Origin of the sequence: Hydrogenophaga sp. UC242_53 (assembly GCF_042696965.1) — a bacterium.
GTDB lineage: Bacteria > Pseudomonadota > Gammaproteobacteria > Burkholderiales > Burkholderiaceae_C > Hydrogenophaga.
The window spans coordinates 2,773,646-2,796,463 of sequence record NZ_CP170552.1; the positions used below are offsets into that span (position 1 = coordinate 2,773,646).

General features: G+C 67.7%; 23 protein-coding genes, 2 tRNA genes and 4 pseudogenes. 7 read left to right on the plus strand and 22 right to left on the minus strand.

The annotated features are described in order from the left end of the window. Positions 1-7: 7 nt before the first annotated feature. Positions 8-1,018 (plus strand): ABC transporter substrate-binding protein, encoded by a 1,011-nt coding sequence (locus tag ACFJI0_RS13915; RefSeq protein WP_382320503.1) that lies wholly within the window; start codon positions 8-10, stop codon positions 1,016-1,018. A gap of 3 nt (positions 1,019-1,021) precedes the next feature. Here ACFJI0_RS13915 and ACFJI0_RS13920 read toward each other — a convergent pair. From ACFJI0_RS13920 to ACFJI0_RS13950, 7 genes and pseudogenes are all read right to left on the minus strand, one after another. Next, positions 1,022-1,546, minus strand: a pseudogene (locus ACFJI0_RS13920) (Bug family tripartite tricarboxylate transporter substrate binding protein); the annotation flags it as partial. 25 nt (positions 1,547-1,571) lie between these two features. Further along, positions 1,572-1,925 (minus strand): annotated as a pseudogene (locus ACFJI0_RS13925) (Bug family tripartite tricarboxylate transporter substrate binding protein); the annotation flags it as partial. Positions 1,926-2,011: 86 nt separating this feature from the next. Next, positions 2,012-3,010: an NAD(P)H-dependent flavin oxidoreductase gene (locus ACFJI0_RS13930; protein WP_382320505.1), complete on the minus strand. Its 999-nt coding sequence runs from the start codon at positions 3,008-3,010 to the stop codon at positions 2,012-2,014. Continuing rightward, positions 3,010-4,197, minus strand: coding sequence for a CaiB/BaiF CoA transferase family protein (locus ACFJI0_RS13935; RefSeq protein ID WP_382320507.1), 1,188 nt, complete (start codon positions 4,195-4,197; stop codon positions 3,010-3,012). The genes ACFJI0_RS13930 and ACFJI0_RS13935 overlap by 1 nt, the downstream gene beginning before the upstream one ends. After that, a complete protein-coding gene (locus tag ACFJI0_RS13940) occupies positions 4,194-4,883 on the minus strand; it encodes an alpha/beta fold hydrolase (RefSeq protein WP_382320509.1) in 690 nt (229 codons plus the stop codon). The genes ACFJI0_RS13935 and ACFJI0_RS13940 overlap by 4 nt, the downstream gene beginning before the upstream one ends. Before the next feature lie 11 nt (positions 4,884-4,894). Beyond that, positions 4,895-6,403, minus strand: a complete 1,509-nt coding sequence (locus ACFJI0_RS13945; protein ID WP_382156849.1) for a carotenoid oxygenase family protein — start codon at positions 6,401-6,403, stop codon at positions 4,895-4,897. A 25-nt stretch (positions 6,404-6,428) separates the two neighbouring features. Continuing rightward, positions 6,429-7,229 carry an alpha/beta fold hydrolase gene (locus ACFJI0_RS13950; protein ID WP_382320511.1) on the minus strand — a complete coding sequence of 267 codons (801 nt, stop codon included), beginning with the start codon at positions 7,227-7,229 and terminating at the stop codon, positions 6,429-6,431. Between the two features lie 156 nt (positions 7,230-7,385). Here ACFJI0_RS13950 and ACFJI0_RS13955 point away from each other — a divergent pair, with 156 nt between their 5' ends. Both ACFJI0_RS13955 and ACFJI0_RS13960 read left to right on the plus strand, forming a co-directional pair. Next, on the plus strand, positions 7,386-7,883 hold the full coding sequence (locus tag ACFJI0_RS13955) for an IclR family transcriptional regulator (RefSeq protein ID WP_382320513.1): 498 nt from the start codon (positions 7,386-7,388) through the stop codon (positions 7,881-7,883). After that, positions 7,814-8,164: a hypothetical protein gene (locus ACFJI0_RS13960; RefSeq protein WP_382320515.1), complete on the plus strand. Its 351-nt coding sequence runs from the start codon at positions 7,814-7,816 to the stop codon at positions 8,162-8,164. The genes ACFJI0_RS13955 and ACFJI0_RS13960 overlap by 70 nt, the downstream gene beginning before the upstream one ends. 26 nt (positions 8,165-8,190) lie before the next feature. On the opposite strand, the gene ACFJI0_RS13965 is transcribed toward ACFJI0_RS13960, so the two are convergent. The 4 genes from ACFJI0_RS13965 to ACFJI0_RS13980 all read right to left on the minus strand — a co-directional run bounded on the left by ACFJI0_RS13965 (position 8,191) and on the right by ACFJI0_RS13980 (position 11,203). Next, on the minus strand, positions 8,191-8,382 hold the full coding sequence (locus ACFJI0_RS13965; protein ID WP_382320518.1) for a hypothetical protein: 192 nt from the start codon (positions 8,380-8,382) through the stop codon (positions 8,191-8,193). Further along, positions 8,372-8,710, minus strand: coding sequence for a hypothetical protein (locus tag ACFJI0_RS13970; RefSeq protein ID WP_382320520.1), 339 nt, complete (start codon positions 8,708-8,710; stop codon positions 8,372-8,374). Before ACFJI0_RS13970 ends, ACFJI0_RS13965 begins: the two co-directional genes overlap by 11 nt. Continuing rightward, positions 8,682-10,184, minus strand: coding sequence for a LamG-like jellyroll fold domain-containing protein (locus tag ACFJI0_RS13975; RefSeq protein ID WP_382320523.1), 1,503 nt, complete (start codon positions 10,182-10,184; stop codon positions 8,682-8,684). Before ACFJI0_RS13975 ends, ACFJI0_RS13970 begins: the two co-directional genes overlap by 29 nt. A 98-nt stretch (positions 10,185-10,282) precedes the next feature. Then, positions 10,283-11,203 (minus strand): LysR family transcriptional regulator, encoded by a 921-nt coding sequence (locus ACFJI0_RS13980; RefSeq protein WP_382320525.1) that lies wholly within the window; start codon positions 11,201-11,203, stop codon positions 10,283-10,285. 155 nt (positions 11,204-11,358) lie between these two features. On the opposite strand from ACFJI0_RS13980, the gene ACFJI0_RS13985 reads away from it, so the two are divergent. Both ACFJI0_RS13985 and ACFJI0_RS13990 read left to right on the plus strand, forming a co-directional pair. Continuing rightward, positions 11,359-12,327, plus strand: coding sequence for a Bug family tripartite tricarboxylate transporter substrate binding protein (locus ACFJI0_RS13985; RefSeq protein WP_382320527.1), 969 nt, complete (start codon positions 11,359-11,361; stop codon positions 12,325-12,327). A 62-nt stretch (positions 12,328-12,389) separates the two neighbouring features. Further along, positions 12,390-13,178: a class II aldolase/adducin family protein gene (locus ACFJI0_RS13990; RefSeq protein ID WP_382320529.1), complete on the plus strand. Its 789-nt coding sequence runs from the start codon at positions 12,390-12,392 to the stop codon at positions 13,176-13,178. A gap of 24 nt (positions 13,179-13,202) precedes the next feature. On the opposite strand, the gene ACFJI0_RS13995 is transcribed toward ACFJI0_RS13990, so the two are convergent. After that, positions 13,203-13,646 (minus strand): helix-turn-helix domain-containing protein, encoded by a 444-nt coding sequence (locus tag ACFJI0_RS13995; RefSeq protein WP_382320531.1) that lies wholly within the window; start codon positions 13,644-13,646, stop codon positions 13,203-13,205. Between the two features lie 98 nt (positions 13,647-13,744). Here ACFJI0_RS13995 and ACFJI0_RS14000 point away from each other — a divergent pair, with 98 nt between their 5' ends. Continuing rightward, complete coding sequence (locus ACFJI0_RS14000; protein ID WP_382320533.1) at positions 13,745-13,945, plus strand: hypothetical protein; 201 nt, start codon at positions 13,745-13,747, stop codon at positions 13,943-13,945. A gap of 53 nt (positions 13,946-13,998) precedes the next feature. Here ACFJI0_RS14000 and ACFJI0_RS14005 read toward each other — a convergent pair whose 3' ends face one another. The 7 genes and pseudogenes from ACFJI0_RS14005 to ACFJI0_RS14035 all read right to left on the minus strand — a co-directional run. Further along, a complete protein-coding gene (locus ACFJI0_RS14005; RefSeq protein WP_382320536.1) occupies positions 13,999-14,301 on the minus strand; it encodes a hypothetical protein in 303 nt (100 codons plus the stop codon). Between the two features lie 206 nt (positions 14,302-14,507). Continuing rightward, positions 14,508-14,583: transfer RNA gene (locus tag ACFJI0_RS14010), tRNA-His, on the minus strand. Between the two features lie 36 nt (positions 14,584-14,619). Further along, complete coding sequence (locus ACFJI0_RS14015; RefSeq protein WP_382320538.1) at positions 14,620-16,539, minus strand: SurA N-terminal domain-containing protein; 1,920 nt, start codon at positions 16,537-16,539, stop codon at positions 14,620-14,622. 74 nt (positions 16,540-16,613) lie between these two features. Then, positions 16,614-16,689, minus strand: a tRNA-Val gene (locus ACFJI0_RS14020). Between the two features lie 22 nt (positions 16,690-16,711). After that, the gene (locus ACFJI0_RS14025; RefSeq protein ID WP_066158910.1) at positions 16,712-16,984 is read right to left on the minus strand and encodes an HU family DNA-binding protein; all 273 of its coding nucleotides are present in this window, start codon (positions 16,982-16,984) and stop codon (positions 16,712-16,714) included. Between the two features lie 273 nt (positions 16,985-17,257). Then, entirely contained in the window at positions 17,258-18,352 is a 1,095-nt protein-coding gene (locus tag ACFJI0_RS14030; protein ID WP_382325647.1) for a tartrate dehydrogenase, read from the minus strand. A gap of 228 nt (positions 18,353-18,580) precedes the next feature. Beyond that, positions 18,581-19,267: pseudogene (locus ACFJI0_RS14035) on the minus strand (alpha/beta fold hydrolase); the annotation flags it as partial. 44 nt (positions 19,268-19,311) lie between these two features. Here ACFJI0_RS14035 and ACFJI0_RS14040 point away from each other — a divergent pair. After that, a complete protein-coding gene (locus tag ACFJI0_RS14040) occupies positions 19,312-20,286 on the plus strand; it encodes a LysR family transcriptional regulator (RefSeq protein ID WP_382320540.1) in 975 nt (324 codons plus the stop codon). On the opposite strand, the gene ACFJI0_RS14045 is transcribed toward ACFJI0_RS14040, so the two are convergent. From ACFJI0_RS14045 to ACFJI0_RS14055, 3 genes and pseudogenes are all read right to left on the minus strand, one after another. Then, positions 20,240-21,133 (minus strand): DMT family transporter, encoded by an 894-nt coding sequence (locus ACFJI0_RS14045; protein WP_382320542.1) that lies wholly within the window; start codon positions 21,131-21,133, stop codon positions 20,240-20,242. The genes ACFJI0_RS14040 and ACFJI0_RS14045 overlap by 47 nt on opposite strands. Before the next feature lie 9 nt (positions 21,134-21,142). Next, positions 21,143-21,711, minus strand: a pseudogene (gene pgsA, locus ACFJI0_RS14050) (CDP-diacylglycerol--glycerol-3-phosphate 3-phosphatidyltransferase). Positions 21,712-21,758: 47 nt separating this feature from the next. Beyond that, on the minus strand, positions 21,759-22,760 hold the full coding sequence (locus ACFJI0_RS14055; RefSeq protein WP_382320544.1) for a helix-hairpin-helix domain-containing protein: 1,002 nt from the start codon (positions 22,758-22,760) through the stop codon (positions 21,759-21,761). Positions 22,761-22,818 lie beyond the last annotated feature (58 nt).

The window sequence follows — 22,818 nt, forward strand, 5'->3', positions numbered from 1 at the left end:
ACTTCCCATGCCCCGACTGTTCCGTCCCCTGGCCCGCACGAGCCGCCGCAGCGTGCTGGCACTGCTCATGGCCAGCGGCACCGCGTTCCCGCTGCTGACCCACGCGCAAGCGCAGGAAGTCACCTACCTGCTGCCCGCGCCGGCCACGCTGCCGGCCTTCGGCCCCTGGATGCTGGCCCAGGCCAAGGGCTACTACGAACAGGAAGGCCTCAAGGTCAACTTCGTCACCGCGCGCGGCGGCGTGGACGTGGCCAAGCAGATCGGTGCCGGCAACGCCGTCATCGGCGGCGCCATCGGCGACACCCCCATCATCGCCCGCGCCCAGGGCATCCCCGTCAAGGCCGTGGCCGTGCTCGGCGCCGGCTCGCTCACCCAGCTCGTGAGCCACAAGGACGAGAAGATCGAGAGCCCGCGCGAACTCAAGGGCAAGACCGTCACCGTCCTGGCCTACACCGACACCACCTACTACGCCCTGCTGGGCATGCTCAGCAAGGTCGGCCTGACCAAGAACGACGTCAACATCCAGGCCGCCGGCCCGGGCGGTGTGTGGCAGCAGTTCGCGGCGAAACGCGCGTCCGCCATGGCCACGGTGCCCGACTGGACGGTGAGCGCGATGGAGGCCGGCGCGCAGGTCGACATCCTGCCGGCCGACATCTACTTCAAGAGCATGGCCCAGGCCATCCTCGCCTCCGACGAGACCATCGCCAAGAACCCCCAGCTGATCCAGAAGCTGGTGCGCGCCACGCTCAAGGGCATGAAGGACATCATGGCCGACCCCAAGGCCGCCACCGCTGCCTACGTGGCGCACGTGCCGGTGCACAAGGGCAAGGAAGCCAGCATCCAGAAGGCCTTCGAACTCTTCAACAAGTACGTCTACGCCGCGCAGAAGGTGCCCGGCACGATGGACGAGGCCCGCCTGGCCGAGCTGCAGAAGTTCTACGTCACCAATGGCGTGGTGCCGCGCGAGACCCCGGTAAAAGAGCTCTACACCAACCAGTTCGTGCCCGGCGGCCGCTAGGGCTCAGTCGATCTTCACGGCGCCCGAGCGGATCAGCCCCCGGTAGTGCTCCAGCCGGTCCTTGATCAGGCTGCGGAATTCCTCGCGGGAGTTGCCCACGGGCTCGTAGCCCATCGCGGCGATCTGCTCGCGCACCTTGGGCAGCTTGATGGCCGCGCGGAAGGCCTCGCTCACGCGATCGAGGATCTCCTTGGGCACACCGGCGGGCGCCACATAGCCCACCCACCCGTCCGTCCGGAAATCGACGCCGAGTTCGGCGAAGGTCGGCACGTTGGGCAGGATGCCCACGCGCTGGCGGGACGTCACGGCGATGGGCTTGATCTTGCCGTCCTGGATGTAGGGCCGCGCCGACTGCCCGGCCAGCATGAACTCGATGGAACCGCCGGCCAGATCGATCAGCGCCGGCGCCTCCCCACGGTAGGACACGTGCGTGGCCTGGATGCCCAGCTTGTCCGTCAGCACCACGGTGTTGAAGTGGAAGCTGCTGCCGCTGCCGGGTGTGCCGTAGTTCATCTGCCCGGGGTGGGCCTTGGCCTTGGCCGACGAGTTCGCGCAGGTCCCCCGTGGCCGAGACGCGCGGGTGCGTGACCAGCACGTTGTACGTGTCCACCGCGATCGTGATGGGCTCGAAGTCCTTCAGGGGGTCGAACTTGTAGGTCTTCTCCGTCAGGGGCTGGAAGATCATCATGCCCGGCACCGTCGCGGCGAGGGTGTAACCGTCCTTCGGCGCGCGCGACAGCTGCTCCAGGCCGATGCGGCCGTTGGCGCCGGGCCGGTTCTCCAGGATCAGCGGTTGGCCCAGGATGCGGCTGACCTCCTCGGAGAGCGAGCGGCTGACCGCATCGGCCAGGCCCCCCGCGGGGAAGGGAACGATCAGGGTGATGGGCCGCTCGGGCCAGGCGGCCATAGCCGAACCCGACACCGCCAGTGCCACCACCGCCAGCCAGTTTTTCCAGAATTTCACGTCTTGTCTCCTTGGTGCATATCAAAACATCACAACGCGGTCTCGGCCGCCCGCTGACCGAACCGGCGCCATTGCCGGGTCGCTTCCCCGTACTCGCGCTCCAGCTCGTCCACCACCGCCGCCACCGGGCTGATGCGCTTGATGGCGCCCACGCCCTGGCCGGCGGTCCAGGTATCGACCCACTTGCGCTGGGTGAACGAGCGGTTGCTGTCGTAATTCCGGGGCGGTGTGGGCGGCAGGTCGTCCGGGTCCAGGCCCGCGGCGCGCAGCGAAGGCTTGAGCCAGCTCGCCGGGGTGCCGGTGATGCCGCTGCTGATGACGAGGTCTTCCGCCGTCGAATCGATCAGCATCTGTTTGTAGGCGGGTGAGGCCATGCTCTCCTGCGTCGGAATGAAGCGCGTGCCCATGTAGACCAGGTCGGCGCCGGCCATGGTGGCGCCCGCCACGCTGTAGCCGTCGGCGATGCCGCCACCGATGACGACGATGCCGTCGAAGAATTCGCGCAGCGCGCGAACGAAGGCGAACGGCGACATCCAGCCGGTGTGCCCGCCCGCGCCCGCACTGACACAGGCCAGGCCGTCCACGCCCGCGTCGGCCGCCTTCTTGGCCAGGCGCAGGTTGACGACATCGGCCAGCACGATGCCGCCGTAGCCGTGCACCACCTCCAGCGCGGGCTTGGGGCTGCCCAGCGCCGTGATGACGATCGGTGGCTGGTGCTTCTCGATCAAGGCCAGGTCCTGCGAGAGGCGCGCGTTGGACGAGTGCGTGACGACGTTGGCGGCCCACGGCCCCACGATGGCATCGGGGTGGGCCTGCCGGTGCGCCCGCAGCCCTTCGGTGATGGTGAGCAGCCACGACTCCAGCGTTTCGATGGGGCGCGCGTTCGGCGTGGGGAACGCCCCCACGATGCCGGCCTTGCAGGCTTCGAGCACCAGCTCAGGGCCTGACACGAGGAACATCGGCGCGGCCACCACGGGCAGGCGCAGCGGCGTGCGGTTGAAGAAGGACGTGACGGGGTCTGTTTTCATCATGCGATGCGTTGATCGATGGCGGTGGACGGCGGAGGGTCGATCGCGTCCAGCCCGTCCAGGATGTGTTGAAGGTCCTCGCCCACCCGAGGGAAGCGCGGCGGCGCGCGGCGCCCATGCCAGGGCGCCGCGCCGGGCACCCTGACCAGGGGGCATGGCCCGGCATCGGGCAGCGCCAGGGTTTCGATCAGATCGAGCCCGTCGCTGTGCTGCGATGCGAGGAAGTGGGGAATGTCGCGGGCCTCGCAGGCCATCACACCCTGGGGCGCGAGCAGTTGCTCCCACTGCGCCGCGGTCCGCGCCTGCAGAACCACCGCGAGTTCGCGCCGCAGGGCCTCGGCGTTCTGCAGGCGGGAGGCCGGCGTCGAGAAACGCGCGTCCTGCAGCAGCTCCGCCCGCCCCAGCAGCGCGAACAGCTTCTCCACGTCGGCCGGTTTCTGCACCGCCACGACCAGGGTGCCTTGCCGGGTCGGGTAGTCCCCGGTGGGCGCGGTGAATTCCGCGTTGCCCACCTTGCCGTCGCTGAGCGCGCTCGAGATGATGCGCGGCGCCAGGAACGCGGCCATGGCGCCCGCGAGCGTCACCTCCAGTTGCTGCCCCGTGCCAAAACGGAAGCGGCGAAGCACAGCACTGGCGATGGCCTGGTAGGCGTACAGCCCTGTGATCTGGTCCGCCAGCACCACGTTGCGCGTGCGTTGCGGCATGCCGCTCTCGTCCGCGTTGACGTGCATCCAGCCCGAGTAGGCCTGCGCGACGTGGTCGATGACCGGCCGGTCCCGGAGCTCGCTGTCGCGACCGAAACCGGTGACCGAGCAATAGACCAGCGTGGGCCGGTCCTGGCACAGCTGTTCGGCACCGAGTCCCAGGCGCTCGACCACGCCGGGCCGGTAGCTCTCGACCACCACATCGCAGGTCTGCGCGATGCGCTGCGCGAGGGCGAGTTCGCCCGGGTTCTTGAGATCGAGCTGGATGCTGTGTTTGCCCACGTTGACGGCGATCGCGGCCGGCGCGTGCCCCCGGATCTGGTTGCGCGCGTTTCGGATCCAGTCCCCGCCCGGCGGCTCGACCTTGATCACCTCGGCCCCGTGCGCCGCCATCAGCATGGTGGCGTAGGGGCCCGCGATGCCCTGGGTCAGGTCCAGCACGCGGATGCCGTCCATGGCCAGTGGTGTGGTGTTGTGGCTCATGGGGTGCGCACGATCCAGTGGGACAGGGCATCGGCCACCGCCTGCGGTTGCTCCAATGGCAGAAGGTGCCCCGCGCCCGGGATCTCCACGTACCGGCAGTGCCGGGCCTGGGCGGCCTCTTCGGCCTGCTGCTGGACGGGCACGACCGCATCGTGCGAACCCGCGAGCCACAGCATGGGCACGGACCCATCCAGCAGGTGCGAGCGGTCCTGGCGCTGCAGGGTGGCGCGCACATGGGCCAGGTAGCGCTGGGCGCCGTAGGCCGATGCCAGCTCACGGCGACGGGCCACGAGGTCGGGCCGCTGGCGGTTGTCCGGATGGAACGGGGCCACCGACGACGAAGCGGTGTCCACGTAGGTCGCGGCGTCGAGCGACTGGATCGCCTGCTGCCGTTTGAGCTTCTGCGCGTCGGAGTCGGCGCGGGCGCTCGACCCCATGAGGCACAGGCCCCGCACCCGCTCGCGCGCTTTTTCGAGCACGCCCAGGGCCACATAGCCGCCGAAGGAATACCCGGCCAGATAGAAGCGCTCCGGTACCTCGGCCAGCACCGCATCGGCCAGGGCCTCGATGTGCTCCAGCGGTGGCAGGTCCGGGCAATGGCTGCGCAGGTGGGTCGGCAATGCGGCGCTCACGTCGCGAAAGACGTCGCCGGTGTTGTTCAGACCGGGGATGAAGACGATGTCCATGGCTTTTTTCCTCAGGGCAGCATGCGGCTGTCGCGGTGCTCGCCGTGGATGCGATCGCCTTCGACCCAGCAGGCATGCACACCCACCGAAATCCGCTCGGGCAGGATCACCGTGGCCAGGGGCCCTCGGGCGATGTCGGTCGCGTCGAACACCAGGGCCTCGGAGCGGTCCTGCACCATGTCGGTGACGTAGACCAGCAGGTAGCCGTCGTCTTCGCCCGTCGCGCCCAGGCGGCGCGCCATCTGGGGCTCGCTGCCATAACGGCCGGGCCCGTACTCGAAACGCTGCGTGGCGCCGGTCTGCAGGTCGAACTTCTTCAAGCCGCAGAACAGCCACTCGCCCGGCTGGTAGAGGATGTTGTAGCTGTAGCGGTACGGACGGCCCACGTAGTCGTTGCTCACCACCGGGAACTCGGTGATCTCGTCGTCCAGGTACTGCTCCGTCGTCTGCCCCGTGCGCAGGTTGAAGCGCCAGCGGTGCATCATGGTCGGGTTGTTGTGCTTGTCCAGGCGCGCCTTCATGCGCGCATACACATCACCGCCTTCGGTCTTGCCCACAGGGTGCATCACGGGCCTGGGCATGATGCAGCCGTCCATGACGATCTCGTCGCCGTCCTCATAGCAGTTGGACAGGTGCAGGATGTGGCAGGACGTGGCCTCGAACCACTTCACGTCGGCCCCACTGCCCCGGCGCGGGATCACCCCGAAGCGCGCCGGCACCTCCGGGTGGAACGCCAGCTTTCTCACCCCCTTCTTCAACAGCGCCGGATCGAAGAACTGCGGCGTGTCGTGCAGGATGGTGTAGTTCTTCGTGATGCCCAGGTCGTGCGGCCAGCGCGCGCCGGGCAGCTCCACCGGCACGTAGTGCACCAGCTGGTTGTGGCGGTCCACCACGCCGTAGTGCATGTAGGGCCAGACCTCCGGGTAGTTGAAGAACATCATCTCCCCGGTCTCCGGGTCCACCTTGTAGTGCGATCCGATGCCGTGCGGCATGACGTGCCGGGCCCAGCTGGCGTCAGGCCCCTGCGTGTCCAGCGAGATCGGGTCCAGGCGCCAGGGCTCGCTGCCCTGCGACATCGTGGCCAGCAGCCTGCCCGCGTGGCAGATGATGTCGGTGCCCGCGTTGTCCTTCATCGACCCCATCGCGCCCCAGCCGCGCCGCGCGCCCTTGTCGGGTTCGAGAATGCCGGTCCACAGCGACGCCTGGGCCGCCTGCTCCGCCAGGAAGCCCGTGGTGCGCACGAAGCGGCTGCGGTAGGACGCCTGGCCGTTCTGGAAATGCACGGCGTGCAGCATGCCGTCGCCATCGAAGGGGTGGTAGATCCCCATGGGCTCGTGCACCTGGTTGTGCGTGTTGCGGATGTAGAGGCCGTCCAGGTCCCTGGGAATCTCCCCGATGACCTTCAGGCTGCCCACGTGCGCGACATGCTCGTTGAAATTGGGCCGGAAGGCGCCGTTCAGAAACGGGTTGTCGGTGGGCTTGAGGGTGCTGTGAACGGTGTTGACGACGGTGCTGCTCATGTCGATGCTCCTCTTTCTGTGGGTCTCAGGCGCGCAAGGCGGGCAGCTCGGACAGGAAGCCCAGCAGCGCGGCGTTGAACGCCGGCGCCTGCTCCGCGAAGGCGTAGTGCGCGGCGCCGTCGATGCAGACGAAGCGCGAATCGGGAATCAGCGCGGTGAGCGACTGCATGCCCTCTGGCCGCCCCACCTTGTCCTGCGCGCCCGCGATCAACAGCGTCGGCACGCTCACCGCCTTCAGGTTGTCCTCGCCGTCGTAGCCCACGATGGCTTCGATGGCGGCGCAGAACGTCTCCGCCCGCATGCCGGAGGCCACGTCCACCACCAGGTCCACCAGGGGCCCCGACGAGGTCGGCGCCAACATGCCGCGAATGACCGGCAAGGCCGCTTCCTTGAACGGCAGGCCGCGCCGGATGGGGCCGATGCGCTCTTCGGCGAAGGTCGCCTTGTCCTGCGCCGACTTGCGCGAGAAGGTGGCGACGGTGGCCGAGATCACCACGCCGTGCACCCGGCCCAGGGAGAGCAGCGAGGCCAGTGGCGCCACGATGCCGCCCATGCTGTGGCCCACCACCACATTGCGCCGGCTGCCTTCGCGTTCGATCAGGCGCGCGGCGGCTTCGGCCAGGCCTTCGATCGACAAGCCTCCTTGCGGCAAGGGGCTCAGGCCGTAGCCCGGCGCGTCCCAGGCCACCACCCGGTAGCCGGCCCGGACCAGGGTGTCGATGAGCGGGCGGAAGTAGGCTCGGCTGCCGTACGCACCGTGGAGCAGGAAAACCGTGGTGTCGGCATCGCCGGCCACTTCGTAGTCAGGAAATCGGTAGGTGTTCATGCGGTGCAACTCTAAGAAGCGGCCCGCATTCGGGCGACCGATATGCGCTTCAGTTCCGCATGCCGGAACTGAAGAGGGTTCCGTGGCCGATGGCGAGTGTTTCGATACCATGGCTGGCGACCTCCGCTTTGGCTCCCCCACGCACACCGACCGCGCATGTCCTCCATTCCCCACCCGAACGACCGGGGGTTCGTCGCCTCGCTGGCCAAGGGCTTGTCCATCCTGTCCGCCTTCGAGCAGTCGGACGTGCTGGGCAACCAGGAACTGGTGGAGATCACCGGCATGCCCAAAGCGACCGTGTCGCGCTTCACCGGCACCCTGGAGAAGCTGGGCTACCTGCGGTTCGACGACCAGGTCCGCAAATACCGGGTGGGCGGCCGCACGCTGAACTTCGGCTCCATCACCATGCAAAAGCATGGCATCCAACGCATCGCCGCCCCGCTCATGCGGCAACTGGCCCAGACGCTGGACGTCACCGTGCTGCTGGCGCAGCGCGCGAACACGCCCACATGCTGCTGCTGGAGGTGGTCCGCCCGCCCGTCAGCACCATCACCATCAACAAGGCCGTGGGCGACCTGCTGGCGATGGAGACCACCTCCCTCGGGCTGGCCTACCTGGTGGCCGCCGCGGCCAACGAACGCACCGCCATCCTGAAAAACCTCCAGCGCATGGCCTCGGTGGACTGGACCAGCTACCGCGCGGACGTGGAGCGCGTCCATGCGGAGTACAGGCGGCTGGGGTTCGTCGTGTCCCGCCGCGTGCGCGGCGGCGTGTTGAGCGCGGCGGCGGTGCCCATCGTGACGGGCTCGGAAATCTTCGTGCTTTCCTGCGCGGGCCCTTCGCAGCAATTGAGCAAGACCCTGCTGGAAAAACGCGTCGGGCCCTTGGTGGCCCAGGCGGCCCGCAGCATCAAGGACGCCATGCGCGACCCGTGAATCGTCGCGCGCCCGGCCCCCGAGCCCTAGGGCTTGCGAATCACATAGGCCAGGGTGGCCCAGCTGTCGCCGGCAATGCGCCAACCGCCCGCCGTGAAGGCCTCGCTGTCGGTGGCCTCCAGGTTGCGCGCCGCGAGCGTGCCGGATACCGCGCCGCGATCCACGCTGTTCAACGTGGACCAGGCGCTGGCGTTCGCGATCACCGGGTCATCGTCCACGGCGCCCCAGCACACCAAGCGCCCGCCCCCATCGGTCGAGCCCGCGCTGAAGGCGGGCGACAGCACCGTGGTTTTCAGCGCCCCCCGCGCTCGCGCGCGTGGCGGTGGCGCCGACCGGTGTCGATGCGTCGAACTCGCCCGCGCGCACCTTGAGGACGGCGGCGGTCCACTGCTCGCTGGCACTCGGCGTGAACGTGCGCGTGCCGGCACTCCAGGCGCCCGTGGCGATGTACCGCCAGGCCTGCGCCCGCACCTCCGTGCCACTCGATGCGATCGGGCCCGCGATGGACGTGGCGACTTCACCGTTCGGGCCGGTGGGCGCGCTCACCGACGTGGTGTCCGTGCTGTCGTCCCAGGCCAGATGGAAGGTCAGCAGGTCGCCAGCCGCGGCAGCCGGATGGCTGACCGCCCAGCTGCTGCTCGCGGTGTTGTTGCCGCTGGCGGTCACGTCCGCAGCCACCGGGAAAGCGACCGTTGGCGCAACCGTGGCGAGGCTCGCCGGGGCCCAGGTCGCCAGGGTGATCGGCCCGGCGTACGTGTTCTGCGTCGTGGCGGTCTCGGTGCCCGTGACCGTGATGGGCTTGGACCGAAGGCGGGAGCTCGCCCAGTAGCCGAAGGTCCCGGAGGACTCTCCGGTGAGCACCGAATCCCAGCCCGACTGGTTGCCGGGAAAGGCACCGGACGACGCGTTCAGCCGGGTGTCCAGCGCGAGGGCCAGGCCGCCCGACACGCCGGACGCGCTGCGCCACGCCCGGCGTGGTGCCATCGCCCGTCGCCTGGCCATAGCCACGCGCGGTGACACCCGTGGTGTCCTGGATGAAGCAGACGAAGGCGTGTGCGCCAGCCAGTGAATTCGCTTGCGTGAACGCGATGGTGACACTGCGGCCGGCGGCCCAGTTCGCCACCGGTGCCGTGCACACCCAGCCACCCGCCGCCGTGGCGATGGCGCCGTTGCCCGTGTGGCTGAAGGCTGCCGCGAAGTCCGAAGCGATGGAGGCCAGATCGGTATAAGGCACAGCCGTGTCATCGCTGCCCACGATGTGCACGTCCACGAATTCCGCCCACTGCGGCACGTTGACGGTGCGCGCGCCGGGCGTGGCCGAGGTGCCCAGGTCCACGACCTGAGGCACACCGAGAATGCTGGGCAGGTAGGTGAAATCGCTGCCATCGCCGCACGGGTCGGCGGGATTGTCCGCCAGGGGAGGCTCGCCGGGCATCGTGTCGTCGAACCGCCCGCTGCCGGCATCCATCGGCCAGTTGTGGATCAGGTTGCGCGTGCGAAACGGCACCGTCGAGCGGTACTCGCGGCGGTGCTCCGCCTCGGTCAGCACGGCCGTCCACATGCGCCAGCGCGCGATCGTGCAGTCGGTGTAGCCCGCCAGCTCGCCATAGCCGCCCCATTGCAGCGAGCGCTCGCCGGCCGTGCCCGCATTGGGCACGAACGCCATGGAGAGCACCTCCGCGCCATCGAGCAACATGCGCACGGTGCCCGCGCCGTTGTAGTCGATGGCCAGGCGGTATTCCCGGCCCACCTCCAGCGTGTAGCTGGAGCTGACCGTGGGCGACCCGCCGTTGTAGCCCTCGAGCTGGCAGGTGATGCCGTCGGAATTCATGTAAAGCCCGACCCACGAAGCCGCGTTCGTGGTGCCGTACAGCGCGACGATCAGGGTATTGAGGTTGACGTCGGCTTCGAACCGGAACAGACCGGCGACCGACCATGGTGTGTTGAGCGCCGGGACCTCATGCCCCAGCGGCTCATGGATGTAGACCGCCTGATAAGGCGCGTTGACGCGGATCGCCACTGTGTTCTCCCTCGGCGACCATGGGGCTCAACGCCGGTGGTTGAGGTTCAGGCTTTGCCGTTCGCCGGCCATTTTGGCTTAACGGCGTGCGCCGGCGCCTACAGCGTGCGGATGTAGGCCAGCAGTTCGTCGCGAAGCGCCAGCGTGGCCGGCGACAGCGTGCCCTCGCGGCGCCGATAGAGCGCAAATCGGCGCACGGAGCGAACGTCCTGCAGAGGCAGGATGCGGATCGCACCCTCTCCCGGCCCGGACAACGAGGTCACGAGCTGGCGTGGCATCCAGCCCAGGAACGAGCCCCCGGCCACCAACTGGCGCAACGCCGCCATGGACCGGGACTCCACGGTGGCCTGCGGCGGCGGCAGGTGGTGGTCCAGGTACATCTGCTTCAACTCGTCACGCGGCTGCGTTCCCCGTGGGGCCAGGGCCCAGGCCTCACCCAGCAAATCCTGCAAGCGCAGATCCTGGCGCCCGCACAAACGGTGGGTGGCCCCGGTGACCACGTGGCAACCCTCCTGCCATTCGCTCTGGGAAACGGTGGTGATGTCATCGGAGGTGGACACGGCAAACGCCAAGGCCAGGTCGATCTCGCCACGGGCGAGCTGCTGCAGCAGGTCTTCCGAGAGCCCTTCGACCAAGACCACCTGCAGACCCGGCATCCGGGCCAGCAAGCGTTCCACCACGCCCGGCACGAAGCTCGCGAGCGCGCTGACCACCGCGCCAAAACGCACGACGCCCCCGGGCTGATCGCGCAGGGCATCGACTTCCTGCACGGCCCGGGAAGACTCGGACAGCATCAGCCTCGCATGAGGCTCCAGCCGCCGGCCGAAGTCCGTCAGCGCCACGCCGTACTGGTGCCGCTCGAACAAGGCCACGCCCAATTGTTCCTCCAGCCGCCGAATGATCCGGCTGAGCGCCGGCTGCGTGATGTGCAGGCTCTCCGCCGCCTTGCTCAGGGAGCCCGCATCGATCACCGCCTGAAACGCATGAAGCTCGCGCAGATTCAACAGCATGGAGGGCATGGCCGCGGCCTTGGAGGAAGGGGATCGGATCTTAGTCTGCTCCGGTTCTTGAGCATTCCGATTCGGTATGCCTCAGGGCCCACATGGCATGTCCGGCGCGATGGGGCGTCCCTAGACTGCGCCACACCACAACGTTGCCCCACCAGGAGACACACATGCCCCTCTTCAGACAACTCGGCGCGGCCCTCGTCGCGTCGCTGGCGATCACCGCCCTGGCCGCGGACCCCTACCCCACCAAGCCCATCAAATGGGTGGTGGGCTATGCGGCGGGCGGCGGAACCGACGCCTTGGCCCGCACGGTCGGCGCGCAACTGGCGATCCAGATGGAGCAGCCGGTGCTGATCGAAAACCGCCCGGGTGGCGCCACGGTCATTGCCGCCGATGCCACCGCGAAGGCCGCAGGCGATGGCTACACCATGATGAGCGTCGATGGTGGCACCCTGGTCTACAACACGGCCTTGTTCAAAAAACTCAGCTACCAACCGTCCAAGGACTTTGCTCCCGTGGCCCTGCTGGGGCGCTTCCCGTTGTTGCTGGCCGTCAACGCCATGTCCAACCTCACCGATGCGCGCCAGCTCATCGAAGAGATCAAGCGCAACCCCGGCAAGCTCAGCTACGGATCGCCCGGCGTGGGCGGGCCTCACCACCTCGCCATGGAAATGCTCAAGGACCGCAACAAGCTCGACGTGGTCCACACCCCCTACCGTGGCGCCGCGCCCGCCCTTCAGGACCTGCTGGGCGGCCAGATCCCGCTGATCGTGGTGGACACCGTCGCGGCCATGCCCATGATCAAGGCCGGCAAGATCAAGCCCCTCGCCACCTTCGGCAAGGCCCGCCTCGCCTCGCTGCCCAGCGTGCCGTCGCTCATCGAACTGGGCTACGCCGACATTGAAATGCTGCCCTGGCAAGGCATCGTCGTTCCCGCCGCCACGCCCAAGGACGTGATCGCCAAACTCAGCGCGGAGCTGCAGAAGGCGGTGGCCCATCCGTCGGTCAACAGCCGCCTGCTGGAGCTCGGCTTGATTCCGACGCCCACCGACACCGCCGCCATGGCACTGCAATGGAAACAGGATGCGGACTACTGGCCCAAGCTGATTCAGCAAAAGGGCATCTCCGCCGAGTGACACCAGGGCCCGCGAAGTGCGGCGCTCCTGCGCACCGCTCGCTCCCACGATGAAAGATTGACATGCTGAACAACGACGAACTCGCCGTCTTGCTGAAGGAACGGAAACAACTGCGCGAACAGGTCTCGCCCGAGGAATGGGCTGCCCGGGTGGAGCTGGCCGCCTGCTACCGGCTCATCGCCCATTTCCGCATGACCGACTGGATCTACAACCACATCTCCGCGCGGGTTCCAGGGTCGCACGAGCACTACCTCATCAACCCCTTCGGCCTGCTCTACGAAGAGGTGTCCGCCTCCAACCTGGTCAAGGTGGATGTGCACGGCAACCTGGCCGAGGACGTGCAGCTGGACGTGAACCCGGCGGCCTTCGTCATTCACGGCGCCATCCACAGCGCGCGCCCGGATGTGGGTTGTGTCCTGCACACGCACACCGCAGCCGGCGTGGCGGTGGCGGCACAGCAGGATGGCCTGCTGCCCATCTCGCAACACGCCATGCGCGTGTACGGGCAGCTCTGTTATCACGACTTCGAAGGCATCGCGCTGAACAACGACGAGCAGCAGCGATTGATTGCCGACGTGGGCGACAGAAACGTCCTGATCCTGCGCAACCACGGGCTGCTCACCATGGGGCGCACCGTGCCGGAGGCGTTCGAGCTGATGTTCTACCTGGAGCGCGCCTGCCAGATTCAGATCGCCGCCACCTCGGGCACCCAGAAACTCATCTACCCCGCTGAAGACGTGTGCCGACACGCCATCGCGCAATTCGATGGCTCACCGTCCTACATCCAGGGACGTGATTGGCAAGCCTTGCTGCGCCTGCTCGACCGAACCGACCCTTCCTACAAGGAGTGAGGTGGGCGGCGGCCGCCTCGTGCGCTACTTGCCCTTGCGCGCCTTCGCCACGCCCACGCCGCGGACGGGCTTTTTCACGGCAGGCTTGTTCACCGAAGGCAAAGGGGATCCCCTGCCTGCGGGTGTCTGGGGCGACATGCCCGCGGCCAGCAGCGCCATGTGCTGGACCGCTTCCATCTGCCGCTGCGGGGAGCACTGCGCCAGGCTGCCCAGCACGGCGCTCTGGATGGGGTCGAGGGTCAGCTTCGACGACATGCGCTCGCCCGTGAGGACATAGAACACATCCAGACCGTGCGGTGCGGCAAGCGCCAGAAATTCGGAACTCACTGCGGCAATGCCGCGCTCCCAATCTTGATAGGTCCGCAGCTTGAACTCGGCAAGCGCTGCCATTTGCACTTGGCTCAGATCAAGCCTCTCCCGCTCTTCACGCAGTCGGGCGCCGATAGACGAACGGATATCTGTTACCATAAAGTTTTACTGACAGAATTCCGTTATAAAATTCGGTTGATGTGTATTTTCCCGTTACTCAATGCTAACTGAGTGATGTGGTCACGCTCTGGTGAAACATGGTCAAAACCACCTTGCCCGCACGACGCAAACGAGCACCCAACGGCGCGATCAGCGAGCGCCCCATCGCACTGCGCTTGCTCCCAGACGAACTCGAACGCGTGAAAGAAAGGGCCGACAGGGAACAGCGCTCCATGGCCAGCGTGTGCCGCCTCGCGGTGCTGCGCGATCTGGGCCTGATGAAGAAGGACAAGCCGTGAAATTCCCCTGCCCCATTGCAATGCCCTGATCGGGCCACCGCAGCCGCGCGGCGCTACAACTCTCTGTCGCCATCCATCTTTTGAAGCGCGGCAGGCGGCACGCCCGTGTTGAATGTCAGGAGCTGGAGGTGCTGGCGCAGCTCATGCCACCCGGTCTTGACCTGTCCTCCGAACCGCTCCTCCGCGACCACGTGGCAGCGCCCCTTGTGGGCGTGCAGCACCTCGGAGGTGTCATCGTCACCGGTCATCTTGCGAAAGACCACAGCACCCGCGTCGGCGTCGTCGATCCAGCTCCCGCAAACGTCGCAGCAGATAACGGGCACGCTCCGGTGACCCTTGCTCATGACCTTGATCATCGCCCCTCCTGTTACAGGGTGAGTGAATGTCTCCGTCCATCCATCTTTGCATGCCTGCCCATCTCTGAGGATGGGTACAAATCCCGACCTCAGACCTGCGACTCGGGTAAGCGCTTGGTCAGATTGCGATGGCGCAGCGTGGAGGGCGCGATCCAACCCACCAACAAAAAAGCCCGGCAGGAGCCGGGCTTTTTGGGGAAATCATCTGGGGTGGCTGATGGGACTCGAACCCACGACAACAGGAATCACAATCCTGGACTCTACCAACTGAGCTACAGCCACCGCAAGCTAAGCATTATAGCCCGAACCGAAGCCCTCTCATCGGGCCGGTGCCGGCGTGGTGGCCGGCTCGGGCACCAGGATGCGGGCCTTGAAGCGTTCCTTGAGGCCTTCGACGTAGGCTTCGTTTTCGGCCGAGGCCCACCACTGGTTGTATTGCTGCACTTCCTGGGCCAGGGCTTGCGCCTCGCGCACGTCGCGCGGCAGCACCTTCTCCACCTTCACGATGGCGTAGCCCTGGTCGGCCAGGTTCACGCCCGTCCAGGCGGGCAAGGTCTTCGGGTCCACGCTCAGGGCGGCGGTCAGCACTTGCTGCGCGAGGCCTTGCGGGTTCTCGCGAGAGACCACCACGGCATTGCCCAGGCCCTTGGCATCGCCGCCCGCCTTCCAGGCCTGCAGCTGCTTCTCGCCTTCGGCGCGCGCCAGTTCGGCCGTGCGCTGAGCAACCAGGCGCGCACGCACCTGCTCGCGCACCTCCGCCAGGGGCTGGGTGTGGGCGGGCGAGTGCTTCACGACGCGCGCCGAGACCAGTTGGCCCGAACCCGTGTCGATCGCTTCGGTGTTGCGCTTCTTGTCGATCGACTCGGTGTCGAACAGCGCGCCGAGCAGGCGCTCGCTGGCCAGCGCGCCGGTGGCACCGGGTTGCGGCTGGCGTTGCACCGTGGCCTTGCGGACCTGCAGCTTCAGGCGATCGGCCGCGGGTTGCAGGGAATCGGCCTGTTCGTAGACGAGGTTGCTGAAGGTGTCGGCGGCTTCGGCGTACTGCTTCTGGGCCTGTTGCTTCCTCAACTCGGCCTCGATCTCGGGGCGCATGGATTCGAAGCTGCGCACCGGCGGCGCCTTGATGTCGGTGAGCTGGATGATGTGGAAACCGAAGTCGGTTTCCACCACATCGGAGATCGCGCCCTTGGCCAGCGAGAACACCGCGTCCTCGAAAGGCTTGACCATGGCACCACGGCCGAAGTAGTCGAGGTCACCGCCCTTGGCGGCCGAGCCCGGGTCTTGCGACTGGGCCTTGGCGACGTCGGCGAAGCTCGCGGGCTTGGCGCGCACCTGCGCGAGCAGTTCTTCGGCGCGCTTGCGCACGGCGTCCTTGTCGGCGGCGGGCGCGCCGGCCGGCACGGTCAGCAGGATGTGGCGCGCGCGGCGCTCCTCGGCGCCGGAGAGGCGCGAGGCGTTCTGTTCGTAATAAGTCTTCACGTCGGCTTCGTTGAAGGTCACGCTGTTCTGCAGCGCCGCCGCGTCGAGCACGAGGTATTCGATCTCGGCCTGCTCGGGCGCCTGGAACGATGCCTGGTTCGCGCTGTAGAAGGCTTCGATGTCGGCATCGGTCGGCTTGACCTGCGAAGCGAAGTCGCTGGCGGCGAAGCGCGCCACGCGCACTTCACGGCGTTCGAAGAAGGCGTTGAGCGAGACGTTGGCCAGCGCGGTGGGCGCGAAGCTCGAACCGAGGATGCCTTGCGACACCTGGCGCTGCGAGAGGTCGGCGCGCACGCGCGCTTCGAACATCTCGGGCGTCAAGCCCTGGCGGGCAACGAGCTGGCGGTAGGCCTCCACGTCGAGCGCGCCATCGGGCTTGCGCAGCGCGGCGATGGCTTCGTTCTGCTGCAGGTCGCGCGCCAGGCGCGCGTCGCTGGTGTACAGGTTGAGCTTGGTCGCGGCGGCGGCCAGCAGGCGCTGGCGCACCAGGCGCTCCAGCGTCGCGTAGCGCGCGCCATCGCTGTCGAGCAGGCGCGAGTCGAGCGAGGGCATCGCTTCGCGCAGGCGCTGAGACTCCTGCTGGTGCGCCTGGTCCCACTCGGCCTTGGTGATGTCTTTTCCATCGACGACGGCCACTGGTGCGCCGCTCTCGTTGAAGCGTGTGTAGCCTTCGATGCCGAACAGCACGAACGAGGGAATGATCAGGATCATCAGGAAGCCCATGAGGTACTTCTTGTGATTGCGGATGGAATCGAACATGCCTTGAATCCTGCTACGTGGTGCTGCCGTTTCCGACAACAAAAAAGGCGAACCCTGGTTCGCCTTTTCGATGGTGGTGGGTGCTGACGGGGTCGAACCGCCGACCTACGCCTTGTAAGGGCGCCGCTCTACCGACTGAGCTAAGCACCCCACCGGAAATCCGGTGAGCGCTTCAGTTCAGCGCATCCTTGAGTGCCTTGCCCGGGCGGAACTTCGGCACTTTGGCGGCCTTGATTTTAATCTCAGCGCCGGTGCGGGGGTTGCGGCCCTTGCGAGCGGGGCGTTTGGTCACGGCGAAAGAGCCAAAACCGACGAGCGACACAGTGCCACCCTTCTTGAGCGTGGTGCGGATCGCGGTGATGGTGGAATCCAGTGCACGCGTTGCAGCCGCCTTGGAGATGTCGGCGTGCTTGGCAATGTGTTCGACGAGTTCTGTTTTGTTCACAAATAGCCCCTCTTGAAGGTGAAATGAATGTTCCGTAAGGACAGGTTTTTTCCGAAGACGGCGCGGGCCGCGGGCAAAAAACCCCAATCGCTCTAGACCGCAGGACGATGCCAACACCGTGGCAAACGCTGGGTGATTAGACCCACTGGGCACAACCCCTGTCAATACTGAGGAGCCTGGGCCCGGTGCCTGTCGGCGCAAGAGGGCGAGATTCTAGACGCTTTCATCCACCGGATGTCGCGCGCAACAATCTGTCGCAACTCCACCCATCCTTCACGAGGCCGCAAGCACCCCGGCAATGGCCTGGCCCACGTCGCGCGTGCCGGCCTGGCCCCCCAGGTCGGCGGTGCGCGGGGCACCGCTGCCGGGCTGCAGCACGGCCTCGATGGCCTGCATGATCGCGTCGTGTGCACCACGATGGCCCAGGAAGTCGAGCATCATTGCACCGCACCAAATCTGACCAATCGGGTTCGCGATCCCCTTGCCCGCGATGTCGGGCGCCGAGCCGTGCACCGGCTCGAACAGCGAGGGATGCTGGCGCGTGGGGTTGAGGTTGGCGCTGGGCGCGATGCCGATGGTGCCGGTGCAGGCCGGCCCGAGGTCGCTCAGGATGTCACCGAACAGGTTGCTGCCGACCACCACGTCGAAGAAGTCCGGGCGTTGCACGAAGTGCGCGGTGAGGATGTCGATGTGGAACTTGTCGACCTTCACGTCCGGGTATTCCTTGGCGATCTCGACCACGCGCTCGTCCCAGTAGGGCATGGTGATGGCGATGCCGTTGGACTTGGTGGCGCTGGTCAGGTGCTTCTTGGGGCGCGAGCGCGCGACCTCGAAGGCGTGGCGCAGCACGCGGTCCACGCCGATGCGCGACATCACGGTTTCCTGTACCACGATCTCGCGCTCGGTGCCGGGGAACATGCGCCCGCCGATGCTGGAATATTCACCTTCGGTGTTCTCGCGCACGATCACCATGTCGATCTCGCCGGGCGCGCGCGGGCTGCCGTCGCGCCGCACCACGGGCGCGGTGACGCCGGGCATGAGTCTTGCCGGACGGATGTTGACGTACTGGTCGAACTCGCGGCGGAACATCAGCAGCGAGCCCCAGAGCGACACGTGGTCGGGCACCTTGTCGGGCCAGCCCACCGCACCAAAGTAGATCGCGTCGTGGCCGCCGATCTGGTCCTTCCAGTTGTCGGGCAGCATCTTGCCGTGGCGCTCGTAATAGTCGCAGCTGGAAAAATCGAAGTGGTCGAACTGCAGGTCGATGCCGAACTTCGAGGCCGCGGCCTCCAGCACGCGGATGCCTTCGGGCATGACTTCGGTGCCGATGCCGTCCCCGGCGATGACGGCGATGCGGTGTTTGCTCATGGTTGCTCCTCGAAAGGGGATTGAAAAAAGGACAGGGCTTCGGCGATAAGGCGCTCGGGCGCCTCTTCCGCGATGTAGCTGCGCACACGGCAGGGCGTGGCCCGAGACCTTGGCCGCGCGCTCGCGCCACAGCGCCAGCACATCGAAACAGCGCGCCACCGTGCCGTGTTCGCCCCACAGCACGCGCAGCGGCTGCAGGAGCCGGCGGCGGGCCGCCACATCGGCGCGGTCGTGATCGAGGTCGATGGTGGCGCTGGCGCGGTAGTCCTCGCAGACCGCCTCGGCGGTGCCGGGCAGCGCGGCGCAGCGCTCGTACTCGGCCAGCGCGGCCGGGTCGAACGGCGCCAGGCCCGCGTGGCGGCTGCCCATGACGCTGCGCACATAGCGCGCCGGGTCGGCGCTGATGAGAGCCTCGGGCAGCGGCGGCGGCTGGATCAGGAAGAACCAGTGCCAGTAGGCACGCGCGAAGGCTTCGCCGGTCTGCTCGTACATGGCCAGGGTGGGCGCGATGTCCAGCAGCAGCAGGCGCCGCACCGCCTCGGGGTGGTCGGCGGCCAGGCGGTGCGCCACGCGCGCGCCCCGGTCGTGCGCCAGCACGTCGAAGCGCTCGAAACCGTGGTGCGCCATGGCGGCGATGGCGTCGAACGCCATCTCGCGCTTGCTGTGGGCGAGGTGCCCCGCGTCGGCGGCGGGCCGCGCGGAATCGCCGTAGCCGCGCAGGTCCATCAGCACCAAGGTGAAGTGCCGGGCCAGGGTGGGCGCCACGCGGTGCCACATGGCCATGCTCTGCGGGTGGCCGTGCAACAGCAGCAAGGGCGGCCCTTCCCCGCCGATGCGGCTGTGCACGGCGACGCCATCGCGGTGCACGGTGTGGGGGAGGAATCCGTTCAACATGGGCGCCAGCATAGCCCGCATTGCGGCAATAATCCGGCAATTGATTCATTCCCAAAAGGAAACAATTGGACCGCCCCGATCTGGAACTCGTGCTCGCCGTCCGCCAGCATGGCAGCCTGGTGATGGCCGCGCGCGCGCTGCGCGTGGCGCCTTCGGTGGTCACCAAGCGCCTGGCCGCTCTCGAAGCCCGCCTGGGCCTGCGGCTGTTCCAGCGCACCACGCGGCGCGTGAGCCCCACCGCCGAAGGCGACACGCTGTGCGAGCGCGCGGTGCAGCTGCTGCGCGCCTTCGACGAGGTGGAGGCCGAGTTGCGCGAGCGCCAGGCCGAGCCCGCCGGCCCGATCCGGCTCGCGGCCACCTTCGGCTTCGGCCGACTCTGGCTCGGGCCCGCGCTGGCCGAGTTCCAGGCGCGCCATGCCGGCATTCAGGTGCAGCTGCAGCTGACCGAGCAGTTGCCCGATCTCGCAGTGGAAGGCTTCGACGGCGCCATCTGGCTGTGGAACGCCCCCACCGAGCGCGCGGCTGAATGGGTGTCGCGCCGCCTGGCGGCCAACCAGCGCGTGCTGGTGGCCTCGCCCGCCTACCTCGAGCGCCACGGTGCGCCCCGCAGCCTGCAAGAACTGCAACAACACGCCTGCCTGGTGGTGCGCGAGAACGGCGGCGGACCGGGCCAGCGCTTCGACCACTGGCGCCTGCAGCGCGCGTCGGACGCACAGGTGCAGCACGTGCCGGTGAGCGGCCCGCTGTCGAGCAACTCGGGTGAGCTGGTGCGCGACTGGTGCCTGGCGGGCCACGGCCTCATGTTGCGCAGCCTGTGGGACATCGCGCCGCAGATCGCCAGCGGTGAGCTGGTGCGCGTGCTGCCCAGTTACGCCATGCCCGACGCCGACATCCACTGGCTGGCGCCGTACCGGCCGCAGACGCCGCGCCGCATCCGCCTGCTGGTGGACTTTCTGGTGGAGAGCTTCCGCAAGGAGCCCTGGAAAAAACGCCTCAGCGCGACGAAGAGCGCACCACCAGCGCCACGCCAAAAGCGGTGAGCGCGGTGCCGGCCAGGGTGACTGCCGTGATGGGTTCGGCGAACAGCAGCCAGGCGATGAGCGCGGTGCACGGCGGCACCAGGTACATCAGGCTGGTGACCGAGGCCGCCGCGCCGCGCTGGATCAGCAGGTAGAGCAGCGAGCTGCCGCCCAGCGTGAGGCCCAGCACCGACCAGGCCATGGCGCCGATGAGTTCGCCGTTCCAGTCCATCAGCTCGGCTTCCAGCAGCGTGAGCGGCAGGGTCACCAGCAGCGCCGCGAGCAGCTGCACCGCGTTGGCGGTGCGCACATCGCAGGCGGCCACGAAGCGCTTCTGGTACAGCGTGCCCACGGTGATGGCGATCAGGGCCATCACGGCGAACGAGAGGTTGAGCCAGTTGGCCTGATCGCCCGGCCCGCCCGCGCCGAACTTGCGCGAGACCACCAGCACCAGGCCGGCGAAGCCCAGCACCAGGCCCAGCCACTGGCGTTTGGACACCTTGGAGCCGGTGCCCGAGAGCCAGATGGCGGTGAGCACCGGCTGCAGGCCGACGATGAGCGAGGACAGGCCCGAGCCCATGCCGGCCTTGACCGCCGCCCACACGCCGCCGAGGTAGCCCGCGTGCATGAGCACACCGGTGACCGCGAGGTGGAACCACTGGGTGCGGTTGCTCGGCCACTTCACACCGGCCAGGAAGATCCAGGGCAGGAAACACGCGATGGACAGCGCGTAACGCACGGCGAGGAACTTCATCGGCGGCGCGTGCGGCATGCCGTAGCGCGCCACGATGAAGCCCGTGCTCCAGATCAGCACGAACACCCAGGGCATGGCGCGCAGCCATGCGTTGTCTTGCGCCGGAGAATTCATGGCGGCGCCTCAGCGCGACTTGGCGCGGATCTCGGGGATGGCCTTCTGCAGGTAATACACCATGGACCAGATGGTCAGCACAGCGGATATCCAGATCAGCCAGGTGCCCCACAGCTGCGTGTCGATCATGCCGAACAGCGTGCCGTGGAACAGCAGGAAGGGAATCGCCACCATCTGCACGGTGGTCTTGACCTTGCCGATCATGTGCACGGCCACGCTCTTGGTCGCGCCGATGATGGCCATCCACTCGCGCAGCGACGAAATGGCGATCTCGCGGCCGATGATGATGAGGGCCACGAACACGTCGGCGCGGTCCAGGTGCACCAGCACCAGCAGGCTGGCGCACACCAGGAACTTGTCGGCCACCGGGTCGAGGAAGGCGCCGAAGGCCGAGGTCTGGTTGAGTTTGCGGGCCAGGTAACCGTCGGCCCAGTCGGTCAGCGCGAACACGATGAACAGCACCGTGGCGATCAGGTTCTGCTGGGCCGGGCTGAGGTTCTCCAGATAGAAACCCCCACGATCAGCGGGATGGCGACGATGCGGGCCCAGGTGAGCAGGGTGGGGAGGTTGAAGAACATGGGCCGATTATGCGTTGGCAACCCGGAAACCGCAGCAGGCGGGCTCTTCAGTGCAAGGCGCGGTAGATCGCGTCCGCCAGCTCGGGGGAGATGCCTTCCACCGTGCTCAGGTCTTCCACGCTGGCCGAGGCCACGCCGCGCACCCCGCCGAAGCGCTGCAGCAGGCGCGCGCGCTTCTTGGGGCCGACGCCGGGAATGTCCTCCAGCCTGCTGCCGCCGGTGCGCACCTTGGCACGCTGGGCGCGCATGCCGGTGATGGCGAAGCGGTGGGCCTCGTCGCGGATCTGCGCCACCAGCATGAGCGCGGCGGAGTCGTGGCCGAGGTAGACCTTCTCGCGGCCGTCGACGAACACCAGTTCCTCCAGGCCGACCTTGCGGCCCTCGCCCTTTTCCACGCCGACGATGAGCGACAGGTCCAGGCCGAGCTGCTCGAAGACCTCGCGCGCCATGCTGACCTGGCCCTTGCCGCCGTCGACCAGCACCAGGTCGGGCATGCGCGGGCCGGCCACGGACTCGACCGTGGGCTCGGTGGCCAGCGCCTCGTCCGGCGCGTCGGCGGCCACCGCGGCCTCGGTGGGCGGGAGGGCGGGCGCGCCCTCTTCCGCCCGCAGGGCCTCGGCGATGCGGCCGTAGCGGCGCAGCAGCACCTGGCGCATGGCGGCGTAGTCGTCGCCCGGGGTGATGCCCTCGATCTTGTAGCGGCGGTACTGGCTGTTCTGCATCTTGTGGCCTTCGAACACCACGCAGGACGCCTGGGTGGATTCACCCGCGGTGTGCGAGATGTCGAAGCATTCGATGCGCAGCGTGTCGAGCTGGTCGTCGGGCAGGTTCAGCGCATCGGCCAGCGCGCGCGTGCGGGCCTGCTGGCTGCCTTCTTCGGCCAGCAGGCGCGCGAGCGCGATGTCGGCGTTCTTCTGCGCCATCTCCAGCCAGATGCGGCGGTGCTCGCGCGGGTGGTGCACGGCGTTCACCTTGGCGCCGATCTGCTCGGTCAGCGCGTCCAGCAGCGGCTTGCCCACCGCGTGGCTGGTCACCAGCGTGTGCGGCATCGCCAACGCCCAGGTAGTGCTGCGCGATGAAGGCCTCCAGCACCTGCACGGCCACGCG